Here is a 13057-nt window from a genome sequence, read left to right as displayed (position 1 = left end):
AAGTAAACTCGTAAGAGATACTAAGTGGTGGGTAGTTCACACCGTAATATGACTAATAAGGAGGAGATATACGTGGAGCAGAAGGAATTACGCTTACGGAAAGTACAATATCTTATTTGTGACATTATGGATGAAATGAATATGGAGAGTGAAAAGAAGAAATTAGAAACATTGCAAAAGGTAATTGATCACCTTTCAGGGGCGATTGGGGATTTAGTTGATCCATCAAGTTCGTATTCTATCGATTATTTAGAGAGAAAGGTTCATACGGCTCATTATTTACTTTTTAAAAATGAACGGAAAGCATACTTATGTAGGAAATAAAAAAGATTGGCTTTTATTTTTCTGTTAAATTGATAATCATTATCAATATGATAGTTATGATGGATAAATGAATATAAAAGGAAATGTCATATTGATAATGATTAAAAAAGATTTATTCATATATTTGTTGTTGATGGTGAAAGGGAATAGTTAGGGATATTTGTATAAGCCCCCGAAGCGATAAAGTGAAATTCCAAGTTGACACATATGAATTACGGAATTAAAATGAAAAGAAATCAAACAGAATACAATAGAAGCTCATCAGAGAAACTGAAGGCGCACAACGTTCACTTTTGTGAATAGATTGTGTGCCTTTTTCTATTGTACAAACTAAGGGGGCTTTATATATGAAACAGTGGGGTAAGACAGCGCTTATGAAAAGTACAGGTGTCTTATTGTCAGCATTTGTTCTTTTGTCAGGGTGTGGCTCGGCAACATCTACTAGTAATTCTGAAGGAGGCGGGGATAAGAAGACAGTTGAACTTTTAAATGTTTCATATGACCCGACGCGTGAGTTGTATCAAGATTTCAATAAAGACTTTGCGAAGTATTGGAAAGAGAAGCATGGTCAAACAGTAAATGTAAAGCAATCACACGGGGGATCTGGAAGTCAGGCGCGCTCCGTTATTGACGGTTTAGAAGCAGACGTTGTAACACTAGCGCTCGCTTATGATATTGACGCGATTAGTAAGAAGAAACAACTAGCAGAAGATTGGCAGAAGCGACTTGCGGATAATTCTACTCCGTATACATCAACGATTGTATTTCTTGTGAGAAAAGGAAACCCGAAAGGAATTAAAGACTGGGATGATTTAACGAAAAAAGGTGTGTCTGTCATTACACCGAATCCAAAAACATCTGGAGGAGCACGGTGGAACTATTTAGGGGCGTGGGGATACGCACTGAAGAAATATAACAATAGTGAAGATAAAGCGAAAGAGTTTGTCGGCCAAATTTATAAAAACGTAGAAGTGCTTGATTCTGGTGCACGCGGGGCAACGACGACTTTCGTTGAAAAAGGAATTGGTGACGTGTTAATTGCTTGGGAAAATGAAGCATTATTATCACAAAAAGAACTTGGAAAAGATAAATTTGAAATTGTAACGCCTTCGATTAGTATACTTGCAGAACCGCCAGTAGCTGTTGTAGATAAAGTAGTTGATAAAAAAGGAACGAAAAAAGTAGCAGAAGGATATCTTGAGTATTTGTATTCAGAAAAAGGGCAAGAAATTGCGGCGAAAAACTTTTATCGCCCTCGTAATGAAAAAGTAGCAGAAAAGTACGCGTCACAATTTCCGAAAGTTCAATTATTTACAGTAGATGAGTTATTTGGCGGCTGGAAAAAAGCGCAAGAAAAGCATTTTAATGATGGCGGCGTATTTGATCAAATGTATAAAAAATAAGGGGGGATGAGGTGACGTTATATGAGGAAGAAGCGTGTCTTACCAGGGTTTGGATTATCTCTTGGATTTACAATGCTGTATATGAGTTTATTCGTACTTATACCACTTTCTATCGTATTTATTCAAACTTCGCAGCTAGGCTGGAAGAAGTTCGCACAAGTTATAACGAGTGAGCGCGTGTTGCATTCCTATCAAGTAAGTTTCACAACTTCACTTGTAGCGGCAATCGTAAATGCCATTTTCGGTTTATTAATTGCCTGGGTACTCGTTCGCTACACATTTCCAGGAAAACGGTTATTAGACGGATTAATCGATTTACCATTCGCTCTTCCGACTGCAGTAGCTGGTATTACACTTACGACGCTTTATGCGGAAAATGGCTGGGTTGGAAAAATATTTAGTGTGTTTCATATAAAAGTAGCTTTTACCCAGCTAGGAATTATTATTGCACTGACGTTTATTGGCTTACCATTTGTCGTCCGAATGGTGCAACCAGTGCTGCAAAGTATTGATAAAGAAGTAGAAGAAGCAGCTTCTAGCTTAGGGGCGTCGCGCTTCCAAATATTTGTGAAAATCATTTTGCCCGAAATATTTCCGGCTCTACTTGCTGGTTTTTCACTCGCCTTTGCGCGGGCATTAGGGGAATATGGATCTGTCGTGTTCATTGCTGGTAATATGCCAATGAAAACAGAAATCGCACCGCTTATGATTATGACGAAACTAGAACAATATGATTACGCAGGCGCAACAGCGGTAGCGGCTGTGATGCTTATCATTTCTCTTCTTTTCCTACTTCTTATTAATATGATTCAAACTTGGAGCAGAAGGCATGAACTGAAAAGCGAATAGGAGGGGAGAAAATGGAACCAACATTACTAGAGAAAAAAATAGTAAAAAGCGTATCAGCTAAAAAAGAATCTAAATGGGTACCAATTCTATTCATTACGATAACAGTTTTATTTTTATCTCTCTTTCTATTACTGCCGCTCGTGACAATTTTTATGAAAGCATTTGAACGCGGGCTTGATGTATATATTGCCGCCGTAACAGATCAAGAAGCATTTTCAGCGATTCGATTAACGCTTCTCGTTGCATTCATCGTTGTACCGCTTAATACGATATTCGGAATAGCGGCAGCTTGGCTTATTACGAAGTTTCAGTTTAAAGGAAAGCAAATATTATTATCTCTTATTGAACTGCCGTTTGCTGTATCACCAGTCATTGCAGGATTAGTATTCGTTTTACTTTTCACACCTCGTGCGAATCTTGGCGGATGGTTATTGGAACACGGGATAAAGCTCATCTTCTCTGTCCCTGGCATTATCATTGCGACGATATTTGTTACGTTTCCGTTCGTTGCCCGTGAATTAATCCCGGTAATGCAGGCGCAAGGGAAAAGTGAAGAAGAAGCAGCTCTATCACTTGGCGCAAGCGGCTGGAAAATGTTTTGGCGCGTCACATTACCAAATATAAAATGGGGTCTATTATACGGCATGATTTTATGTAATGCCCGCGCCATTGGTGAGTTCGGCGCCGTTTCCGTTGTGTCTGGTCACGTGCGCGGCATGACAAATACAATGCCGCTTCATATTGAAATTTTGTACAATGAATATCAATTTTCAGCAGCGTTCGCTGTGGCGACTTTAATGTCACTCATCGCAGTTTTTACGCTCGTTATAAAAAATTGGATTGAATGGAGAATGGAAAAACGACAATAAGGGGTGAGTGCGGTGAGTATTCAAATTCAAAATGTATCAAAACAATATGGTACATTTCAAGCGCTGACAGACATTCATTTGGATATTCCAAAAGGTGAACTGGTCGCTTTATTAGGCCCATCAGGTTCTGGAAAAACGACGTTATTACGAATTATTGCAGGCCTAGAAGAAGCGGATGGAGGTTCGATTTCTTTTGATGGGGAAGATTTAACAAATATTCATGTGAAAAACCGGCAAGTCGGTTTCGTCTTCCAGCACTATGCACTTTTTAAACATATGAATGTATTTGAAAATGTCGCTTTCGGTTTAAAAGTAAGAAAGAAAAATGTAAGACCGTCAGCTGAAGTAATAGAAGAAAAAGTAATAGAACTATTGAAACTAGTAAAAATGGATGGTTTTGCAAAACGGTATCCAGCGCAATTATCTGGCGGACAACGACAGCGTATCGCACTAGCCCGGGCACTTGCAGTCGAGCCGAAAATTTTATTGCTAGACGAACCATTTGGTGCACTTGATGCGAAAGTGCGGAAAGAATTACGAAGATGGCTCCGGAAACTACATGACGAATTTCAAATTACGAGCGTATTCGTAACGCATGACCAAGAAGAAGCGTTAGATGTTGCGGACCGCATCGTTGTAATGAATGAAGGACGCATTGAACAAATGGGAACGCCGGAAGAAGTGTATGAAAAACCGGCAAGTCCGTTCGTATACGACTTTTTAGGAAATGTGAATTTATTTCACGGCCGCGTTCATAAAGGTAAGCTAAATGTAGGGTCGGTGGAACTAGAAGCACCAGAGCATAAGCACGTTTCAAACGTAGACGGAGTGGGATACGTAAGACCACATCATCTATCAATCGATCGTACGAAACAAAGTATAGATGCCATCCCGGCGAAAGTAACATACTCACATGCAGTTGGCCCTGTCGTATATGTAGAATTGAGACGCGAAGGAACAGATGAGTATTTAGAAGCGGAAATTAGTAAAGAACAGTTTAGACAGCTAGGCATTCAAACGGGTGAGTTTGTATACGTACATCCGAGAGAAGTGAAGGTGTTTATTCCGGAGGATTTTGTGATTTAATAGTGGAATGCCGTACCTATACGAGTATTTGTAGGTGCGGCTTTTCTTTGTTTGCGTGAATGTTATATTTTTATATATTCCACCTCATCAACTCCCCAACCTGCGTCGCAACATACGCAATATCACTATCAATTTCTTCTAACACGTAAGATTCCAAAATCCCCATTACAGCGGTCCCTAAAAATTTTAAAACGATGTGTTTATCAATGTTTTTATTGTGAATATTGGAATGCTTAATATTTACGTTAAACGTGCATAACAAGATATAATAGAAGAAATTAATAAGGAGGCTAGCAGTGAAAAATTTTCGTTATCTCAATATATTCACTATTTTAATTGTATACACACTACTTATGTTTTACATTGGCTGGAACGGCTGGGTTTGGCTTAGTACGGTATTTGGCTGGGAATCTTGGGGATATTACGCTTTCATAGTCGGATTTATTTCATATGCGTATATTCTCGTGCAAGTGTTTAAATTCCTTCCTTTCCTGCGAACTGTCGGTTCAATTTGGTTTGCGGTTATACAATATGCGCTCATGTTATTGCCATTAGCCGATATTGCAGTCTTCTTTTTACAGTTTTCTATAGAGAAAGACACGGCAATTATTTGGACAGGGGCAGTCACTTTACTCGTATTTTACTGTATCTTCGCATACGGGGTATTTAATGCGTATAGCCCGGTTGTAAGAAAGTATGATGTACATATACCGAAAAAAGTAGAAGGACGTAAAAGTTTACGTATTGCGATGGCTTCGGATATGCATTTCGGTAAATTGTCTGGTGTTGCTCATTTAAAGAGACTTGTCCATCATGTAAATGAAATGGAGCCCGATATTATTTTACTGCCTGGTGATATTATCGACGATCATCCAGGTGTGTTCATTCAGAAAAATATGGGACCAATCATGAAACAGATGAAAGCTCCATTAGGCGTATATGGTGTGTTAGGAAACCATGAATATTACGGCCGGGCTGTTCCAGAGTTTTTACAAGAGATGGATAAGATTGATATTCGTATTCTTTTAGATGAAGTCATTACAATTGAAGATGATTTTTATCTCGTTGGAAGAAGAGATAAAACAGAGCGTGATCGTCAAAGTTTTGAAAATCTAATGAGTACGGTAGATAAATCGCTTCCTGTTATCGCAATGGATCACCAACCATTTGAATTAAAACAAGCAGCGGATGCCGGCGTCGATTTACTATTATCCGGTCACACGCACCGCGGACAAATGGCGCCGAATCATATTGTGACGAGAAGAATGTACGAACTAGACTGGGGATACGTACAAAAAGGTGCATTCCACGCCATTGTTTCTTCTGGATTCGGATTTTGGGGACCACCGCTTAGACTTGGAAGTAGATCTGAGATTGTGCAGGTAGAAGTTACGTTTGAATAGGTATGTGAAATAGAGAGCTAAGTGCTCTCTATTTTTTAATTTAAAGGTACAAAATATTCGAGTGAAGTTCTTTATTTACTCTCTCTGTAAAAAGAGATACGATTAGAAGAATCTGCTTGAAAAGGGGGATTCTAAGTGGTTATATCAGATGTACTATACGGAGAATTTGAAGTAGATAAAGTGTTAGAAGAATTAATTTTAAGTAAACATGTGCAAAGGCTGAAAGGGGTTCATCAGGCCGGAGCAAGTTATTTAATGAATGAGAAATGGAATGTAACGCGCTTTGCTCATTCAGTTGGTGCTATGTTGTTAATTAAAAAACTTGGTGGTTCAGTAGAAGAACAGATTGCTGGTTTACTGCATGACGTATCGCATACTGCTTTTTCTCATGTGATTGATTACGTTTTTGATAACGAAAATGAAAGTTATCATGAAGAAATATTTAGCTCTGTTGTGAAAAACTCGGAAATCCCGGCGATTCTTTCAAAACATGGTTATAACTATGAAGATATTTTATTAGATGATTCGAAGTGGACGTTACTTGAAAGATCCGCACCAGAATTATGTGCAGACCGAGTGGATTACACATTGAGAGATATGTATACATATGGATATATTTCTTTAGAAGAAGCTCAAAATTTTTTAGATGATTTAATCGAAGTTAATGGGAGAATGGTTCTTCAAAATATTGAAATTGCAGAATGGTTTACGAAGACGTATTACAAAGAAGTAATCGACTTCTTTATGAAACCACTTAATATTTATGGAAATGATATGTTATCCAAAACGTTAAAGTTAGCTCTTCATAAAAAGATAATCCATCCAGATGATTTTCTTCTTGAAGATCATGAGCTTATATCGAAATTGCAGCTATGTAAAGATCAAGAAGTAGATGCTTTATTAAGAAAAGTTCACCCAAGTATAGAAGTAAAAGAAGATAGAAATGAGTATGATCTACATCAGAAAAATAAAGTGCGTCTCATTGACCCGCCATTACTTCGTGAAGGAAAAATCGTTCAGTCGTCTGTCGTATCAGAAAAAATAAGACAGATGAGTGATATCGCTTATGAAAAAGCGGTGAGAGGGATGTATGTGAAAGTGATTTCTAATTAGTTTATTTGTAATAGGAAAAGGTGTCATCAATTATGATGACACCTTTTCGCTTAAAGGGTTGTTCGTATGGAAATGTGTTACATTTTTACGAGACTGTTTTATTTTACTAGAAAAATACCTTTTATGGTAAAAAATATTTTTTTGTAAAGTTTTCCATTAAAAATAATTTGTGAAAAAAGTACTAATTTTTAATGTGACAAAAATAATATATTTTTCAATAATCTCTTTAGAATCGTTCGTTCTTTATATATGGTTTTTTCTATTATTTAAGGTAATTCAAAGGTTTTTGTCGTTTTTTTGTTGTGATTTTCATATTATGATAAACCAAATGTTCGGAATCAGCCATTATAACAGAAAAAAATTTAAAAAACAGAATTGAATCGCATTGCTTATTTTAATATAATTTATTTGTTAATTAATAACATATTTGGGGTATGATTCTTTATCGCGGCGAGAATTCTTTTTAACATAGGGGGATTTACAGAATGTTTAAAACGGCGGAACCTGAAATGATGAATGATTTAAAAGAAACAGTTTACAAATTCTTTCCAAAAAATATTGCGAAAGAAGAAGAATTGTACGAGGAATCTAAAGAGCATAAACGATTTATAGAGCTAAAAGAAACATTTATAGAAAACAAAAGCTTTCAAAAGGAAGTTTTGTCCTTAATCGAGTCAACATTTTGCGATTATCACGTGTCAGACTATACAGATTTAAACCTATACAATTGTTTAGAGTATAACGTGTTATTAAATGGAAAAGAACCGATGTTAAATGATGATATTGATTGGATACGGAAATCAAGAGGCGAGCGCCTTGATCTAGGGGTTTTTGTTAGCTTACTTAATAAATATTATTATTACTACGTATTAAAAACAACATATGATGAAGAGTTAAGAGAATGGACTTTTGAAACAACCGATGTAGAAATGGATACCATTTGTGAATTTGAAAAACTAATGAACACAAAAGGGTTTATAAGAGTAGAACGAGAGGTTGCTAGAACTGCAATTCCTGATATAGAAACGGAATGTTTACGTATGGGGGAAGTTAACGTATTTCATGCTTTATTCACGGATTCTGTTAGTGAAATATAAAATTATTATATTGCTTAGGGCATTATTAAAAGGGATGTACAGGAAATAGTAGTTAGTTTTTTCTAATCTTTTATCATTATTAAGATTTTGAAAATTACTGTTTTCAGTTAGTAGCACATTAAAAAAGAAGTAGCACCTCATTTTTTAATGTGCTACTTCTTTTTTAGTATCAATCAAACCAATTCCAAACCTCAATACCTCCAAGAGTAGCATAACGTATGTGAGGCGAGTTTTGTAATTTTAATAACTCTTTTGACGGGCCAGTAATGACAATGCCGTATACTTTTACGCCGTTATCTTTTACATATTTATAACGTTTATCTAAGTTTAGTTCGCTTTCAGGAAGCATAGCAACTGTACTTACAGTTTTTTTATGTGTAGAAAGAATACGCATCATTTCAATTACTTTGTCTTCTTGCGTTTGCTGTTTTTCTGTTTCATCATCAAGGAATCCTATATGTTCTGGAAATCCTATAAAGTCGCTTCCAGATAGTATGAAATCTTCTTCATTTATTCTTTCTTGTCCTGTGTCTAAAGCGTACCATACAGGAGTTGGAGGGAGTTCTTGTGCTTCAAATACGCTATATAAAAGTGGTTCTAATTCTTTTAAAGTGTAAGCTTTGTCAAAAGAAATTGCTACTTCTGCAACTGTTCCCTCATGTACCTTTGCAAGGGTATCCCAAACCTTTTTAGATGCTTCTTTCAAATAATCACCTTGTTTTATTTTTGGATGAACAAAGTGGATGTTCGGTTGATAGTGCATATTCACCCAAGATTGATTTGTGATATTTAAAGAAGATAAGAAGCTGCTCGTTTCTATTGTACCGAGTGGCATTTCTTTTTTACCAATCGTTTTTACTAAATCAAATTGGCTGTTTGTTCGAAAGAAAGCTTCTACACTTGTTCCGCCGCCCATAACGCGGCTATTTGGGATAGTTGCTTCAAGTGCAAGAGAGGGAACATCTCTTATTTCTTCTAGCCTTTTATCATTATTAGCTTGAAAATAAAAGGCAGACAATACTCCGCCGATCATATATATAACGATACAAATTGCTAGTATAAAACCAAGCGTTTGTAAACGATGTTTCCACTTAATCCTCCAAAAAGGAACTTTAAGATCTTTTGGTGGTAACTTTTTCTTAACGGGTTCTGTTTTTATTAATAATGCATCCAAATGCACTTCACACTCTTCACATGTCTCAATATGACTTTCTAATTTTTCTTGTTCGTCATGTGTGAGTGTTCCGTTTTCATATTTCTCCCACAGTTTTTTAAACTCTGCACAGCCCATCTGCATCACTCCTTTATGATTTTTGCTTCTTTTCGTCCTCGGTGTAATTCAATTTTTACTTTCGCTAACGAGAGACCGGTCATTTCTGCTATTTCCTTATAGGGGAATCCGTAGTAATCTCGTAGTAGCAACACATTTCGTCTTTCGAGCGGAAGTGAGGATATGCTTTGTAACCAACTAGTAATCTCATGTTTTACGAAATAAGAGTGCTCTGTACTTGGCACGTTTGGTAAATGGAATTCTTCAATTTGCGTTGTTTTATACTTCTTTTCTTTTCGGTACCAATCGATAAAGGCGTTGTAGGCAATTGTAAATAACCACGGCCTAATTTCTGCTCCTTTATAATAGTCAATATGGACGAGCATTCGGTAGAAAGTTTCTTGCATGAGATCTTCAGCACAGTGGGGATCTCCGGTCAGGGAGAGAAGATAGCGAAATAAATCATGCATATGCTCTGAGTAAATATCTTCTAATGATTGTTTGCGTTTCACTACATTTCCCTCCCTTCATACATAACAACGAAATACATGTAAAAAAGTTACATTTTTTTATGGAATTATAGTAAAAAACGTCAAGAATTGGATAGGATTCTCTTTTATCATAATACATATAAGGCGGGTGAACAGAGTTGGAAAGCTATGAAACTCAAATTCAAAGGGCAATTGATTATATTGAAGAAGATGTAATGGAAAAGCAAACGCTACGTAATTTAGCTCGCATTGCATGTTTTTCTGAATCGCATTTTCATCGTGTATTTCAGGCGTTAGTAGGCGATACAGTAATGGAGTATGTTCGGAAGAGGAGGTTAGCCCGGGCAGCTTATCAACTTTCTCATACGGATGAAAAAATTATTGATGTCGCATTTGAGCATGGCTTTCAATCTCACGAGACGTTCACGAGAGCCTTTAAAAAATTATTTCAAATGACACCAAGTGAATATCGAAAACAAGAAATTGAAACACCGATGTACTATAGAGTGAATGTAAAACAAAGAAAATTAAATCCATATTTAGGGGGCATACAAATGGAATATCGTATTGTAAATAAACCAGAATTTTTAATGGCGGGTTATGAGCTGAAGACGACAAGTAAAGAGGGGAAAAATCATCAAGATATCCCGGTCTTCTGGCAGGAGTATTTACAAAAGGATCTTGGAACGACAATTCCAAATCGTAAAGATACGAGCCAATGGGTAGAGCTTGGATTATGTACAGATTTTAATTTAGAAACAGGGGACTTCACTTATATTATCGGAATGGAAGTTACAGACTTTGACAATGTACCAAATGCAATTGCAAAGCGTACATTCCCATCCGCAACGTATGCAGTATTTACAACGCCAAAAGTTCCTCATGAAGAAATGGTATCGTCTATTCACCAAACGTGGAATGCGGTGTTCTCAGAATGGTTCCCGCATTCAGGATATGAACATTGCGGAGTTACAGAGTTTGAACTATACGATGAGCGTTGCCATGCAGATAAGAGTGAGTTCGCTCAAGTTGAGCTTTGGATACCGGTGAAGAAAAAGTAATAGATTAAGAGCGAGTCATTGAGAGATGGTTCGCTTTTTTTATAAAAGGGAAATGTATTTGTTAATAGTTTTATTTTTAATTTGTATAGTAGGGGAAGAAGACTGTTATTGTCAGTTTTTGTCGGTAAATCGATATATCTTGAAAATCGCTGATATATTTCGAGTTACGGTCGATATATTTGAAAAATCGCTGATATATTTCGAGTTGCGCCGATATATTTAGAAAATCGTCGATATAATTTCATTTACCAACAAATTAACCGAAAAAGAGAAAAAAAAGACACTCAATATAAGTTTATTCACCTAATAATTACCAAAAACAGAAAAGGCGCCATATAGCACCTTTTCTATGAACTAAACGGAAACACAAGTATAATCGTCGTTCCTTTTCCGAGTTCACTATCAATGGAAATCGTTCCGTTATGGGCATGAACGAGCTGTTTTGTAATGGCGAGGCCAAGGCCAGTTCCGATGTTGCTTTCTTCTGTATTCGTTCCTCTGTAATATCGCTCGAATAGAAGCTCTTTCGTTTTATCGTCCATACCTTTTCCATCATCTGAAATAGATAGTGTAAATGAATTTGTATTTTGCGAAAGTTTTACGATTACGTTTGTTGTTTCATTATTATGTTTTACAGCGTTTGCTAATAAGTTTTCGATAATACGTTGGAACCATTTTTCTTCAATAAAATATTGGATTTTGCTTGAACTTGGCACGAATTCAATGTTTTGATTTTGTAGTGTAGGGTTATTAATAAATTGTAATAATACTTTTTGGACGAACTGATTAATTTCAACATTTACGTGTTGTGCAGGAAGAGTATCATTTTTTAATTGATATGTTAAGCTTAAGTCGTCAATTAATGTAGTCATATATTGAGATTTTTCTTTCATTACATAGCCAAATTGTTGAATGTCTTGATCAGTCCAATTATATTGCTTCGATTCTAGTAATAATGCATAGCCGTATATAGAGCTAAGCGGTGTTTTTAGATCATGCGTCAGGCCGGTAATCCACTCTTCACGTGTTTGTTGCAAAACTTTTCTCATTGCATCGTTCTTTTTCAAAGTAATAGAAAGGTGCTCTAGTGAGTTTGTAACATCTTTAAATATGCGGAACGACCATTTTTCTTTACCGGAGCGCCGGAACCGAACAGGTTTGCCTTTTTTACTAACAGGCTCTTCATATTTTCCACCAGCTATGTTTTTAAGCCAGCGCATGGTGTGTAATAGAGGCTTTCCAAACTTATTTCCATACCAAATTGAAAGAATGACTAAATAAACAAACACAATAAGGAGGATTAAGCTACATCCGATTAGAAGTTTCTTGGTAAATACATCATCTAATACATCATCTGGATAATAATGAGCGTTTGGGGCGGATACAACGACGAGATGACCGCTATTTGAATCGTAAAAACTAGATATAATTTCTTTATAATTCCACGGTTCTTTTTCATTAAGAGCCGTTTTTATAGCCGAAAATGTTTTTTTCTTCCCAGTTGGATAGGAAAAAACTTCTTCGCCATTGTTATTAAATATTTGCAGTGTTGCTTTTTCTTTAGAAAGTAATTGTTTTTCTTGTTCAGTTAATGCAAATTCATTTAATGATAAAGAAGGATGTCCTTGTTGTATCGTTTTTAGTAATGCATTACTTTTTAGTTTGGCACCGTAAATAACGAGCACTGGTTTCTTTTCTAATTTAATTTCCCAATAGTTAAGCTTATAAAGATTTTCGCTACTATTTTGTAAATATGTAAGTAAGGATGTCTTCGTGTAAGAAGTCGGAACATCGTTAGGTGTATTAAAGTTGTAAAGGGCCTTTCCATCTTCATCTACAATCTGAAGCCAATCACTCTTTTCTGTTATTAAATCTTTCACCTTAGAATTTAAAGTAATATTATTTCCTTCGGAAGAAATATATTCGGAGATTGTAAAGGTATCATAATCAGAAATATTAGGTTCATATAAAGTACTATTAAGAAGAAAAATTAAATAAGAAAAAGAAGCAACTACTGCGATAAGTAACGTAACTAAGACAAAAACGTGTTGTAAGATAAACTGGATTATAAGTCGTTTATTAAAATTCATA

The 13057-nt window shown here is 36.0% G+C and carries 13 protein-coding genes; 9 read left to right on the top strand and 4 right to left on the bottom strand.

Going from position 1 to position 13057, the window contains the following annotated elements; translation table 11 throughout:
* The first annotated feature begins 72 nt into the window (after positions 1 to 72).
* The 5 genes from JTF23_RS19480 to JTF23_RS19460 all read left to right on the top strand — a co-directional run bounded on the left by JTF23_RS19480 (position 73) and on the right by JTF23_RS19460 (position 4531).
* Positions 73 to 324, top strand: coding sequence for a hypothetical protein (locus JTF23_RS19480; protein WP_204209421.1), 252 nt, complete (start codon positions 73 to 75; stop codon positions 322 to 324).
* A gap of 347 nt (positions 325 to 671) precedes the next feature.
* Positions 672 to 1727 carry a sulfate ABC transporter substrate-binding protein gene (locus tag JTF23_RS19475; RefSeq protein ID WP_002158956.1) on the top strand — a complete coding sequence of 352 codons (1056 nt, stop codon included), beginning with the start codon at positions 672 to 674 and terminating at the stop codon, positions 1725 to 1727.
* A 21-nt stretch (positions 1728 to 1748) separates the two neighbouring features.
* On the top strand, positions 1749 to 2576 hold the full coding sequence (gene cysT, locus JTF23_RS19470) for a sulfate ABC transporter permease subunit CysT (protein WP_204209420.1): 828 nt from the start codon (positions 1749 to 1751) through the stop codon (positions 2574 to 2576).
* An 11-nt stretch (positions 2577 to 2587) separates the two neighbouring features.
* Complete coding sequence (gene cysW, locus JTF23_RS19465; RefSeq protein ID WP_204209419.1) at positions 2588 to 3445, top strand: sulfate ABC transporter permease subunit CysW; 858 nt, start codon at positions 2588 to 2590, stop codon at positions 3443 to 3445.
* A gap of 12 nt (positions 3446 to 3457) precedes the next feature.
* Positions 3458 to 4531, top strand: coding sequence for a sulfate/molybdate ABC transporter ATP-binding protein (locus JTF23_RS19460; protein WP_204209418.1), 1074 nt, complete (start codon positions 3458 to 3460; stop codon positions 4529 to 4531).
* Positions 4532 to 4601: 70 nt separating this feature from the next.
* On the opposite strand, the gene JTF23_RS19455 is transcribed toward JTF23_RS19460, so the two are convergent.
* On the bottom strand, positions 4602 to 4793 hold the full coding sequence (locus tag JTF23_RS19455) for a TetR family transcriptional regulator (RefSeq protein WP_204209417.1): 192 nt from the start codon (positions 4791 to 4793) through the stop codon (positions 4602 to 4604).
* Between the two features lie 34 nt (positions 4794 to 4827).
* On the opposite strand from JTF23_RS19455, the gene JTF23_RS19450 reads away from it, so the two are divergent.
* From JTF23_RS19450 to JTF23_RS19440, 3 genes are all read left to right on the top strand, one after another.
* Positions 4828 to 5934, top strand: coding sequence for a metallophosphoesterase (locus tag JTF23_RS19450; RefSeq protein WP_204209416.1), 1107 nt, complete (start codon positions 4828 to 4830; stop codon positions 5932 to 5934).
* Positions 5935 to 6069: 135 nt separating this feature from the next.
* Positions 6070 to 7047 (top strand): HD domain-containing protein, encoded by a 978-nt coding sequence (locus JTF23_RS19445; RefSeq protein WP_204209415.1) that lies wholly within the window; start codon positions 6070 to 6072, stop codon positions 7045 to 7047.
* Positions 7048 to 7532: 485 nt separating this feature from the next.
* A complete protein-coding gene (locus JTF23_RS19440; RefSeq protein ID WP_002202834.1) occupies positions 7533 to 8144 on the top strand; it encodes a hypothetical protein in 612 nt (203 codons plus the stop codon).
* A gap of 169 nt (positions 8145 to 8313) precedes the next feature.
* On the opposite strand, the gene JTF23_RS19435 is transcribed toward JTF23_RS19440, so the two are convergent.
* Both JTF23_RS19435 and JTF23_RS19430 read right to left on the bottom strand, forming a co-directional pair.
* Positions 8314 to 9435, bottom strand: a complete 1122-nt coding sequence (locus JTF23_RS19435) for an anti-sigma factor (protein WP_204209414.1) — start codon at positions 9433 to 9435, stop codon at positions 8314 to 8316.
* A gap of 5 nt (positions 9436 to 9440) precedes the next feature.
* A complete protein-coding gene (locus tag JTF23_RS19430) occupies positions 9441 to 9926 on the bottom strand; it encodes an RNA polymerase sigma factor (RefSeq protein WP_204209413.1) in 486 nt (161 codons plus the stop codon).
* 137 nt (positions 9927 to 10063) lie between these two features.
* Between JTF23_RS19430 and JTF23_RS19425 the strand changes: the two genes are divergently transcribed.
* Entirely contained in the window at positions 10064 to 10966 is a 903-nt protein-coding gene (locus tag JTF23_RS19425) for an AraC family transcriptional regulator (protein WP_002158937.1), read from the top strand.
* A 347-nt stretch (positions 10967 to 11313) separates the two neighbouring features.
* Here JTF23_RS19425 and JTF23_RS19420 read toward each other — a convergent pair whose 3' ends face one another.
* Positions 11314 to 13056, bottom strand: a complete 1743-nt coding sequence (locus JTF23_RS19420; RefSeq protein ID WP_204209412.1) for a sensor histidine kinase — start codon at positions 13054 to 13056, stop codon at positions 11314 to 11316.
* Position 13057 lies beyond the last annotated feature (1 nt).

Origin of the sequence: Bacillus sp. RIT 809, from assembly GCF_016892495.1 — a bacterium.
Classification (GTDB): Bacteria; Bacillota; Bacilli; order Bacillales; family Bacillaceae_G; genus Bacillus_A; species Bacillus_A cereus_U.
This window is presented reverse-complemented; position numbering and strand designations above follow the sequence as displayed.

Bases quoted from the DNA above. Each gene is read 5' to 3' on its own strand.
- JTF23_RS19420 (WP_204209412.1), bottom strand. From the start codon at position 13,056: ATGAATTTTAATAAACGACTTATAATCCAGTTTATCTTACAACACGTT.
- cysW (WP_204209419.1), top strand. From the start codon at position 2,588: ATGGAACCAACATTACTAGAGAAAAAAATAGTAAAAAGCGTATCAGCT.
- JTF23_RS19475 (WP_002158956.1), top strand. From the start codon at position 672: ATGAAACAGTGGGGTAAGACAGCGCTTATGAAAAGTACAGGTGTCTTA.
- JTF23_RS19440 (WP_002202834.1), top strand. From the start codon at position 7,533: ATGTTTAAAACGGCGGAACCTGAAATGATGAATGATTTAAAAGAAACA.
- cysT (WP_204209420.1), top strand. From the start codon at position 1,749: ATGAGGAAGAAGCGTGTCTTACCAGGGTTTGGATTATCTCTTGGATTT.
- JTF23_RS19435 (WP_204209414.1), bottom strand. From the start codon at position 9,435: ATGGGCTGTGCAGAGTTTAAAAAACTGTGGGAGAAATATGAAAACGGA.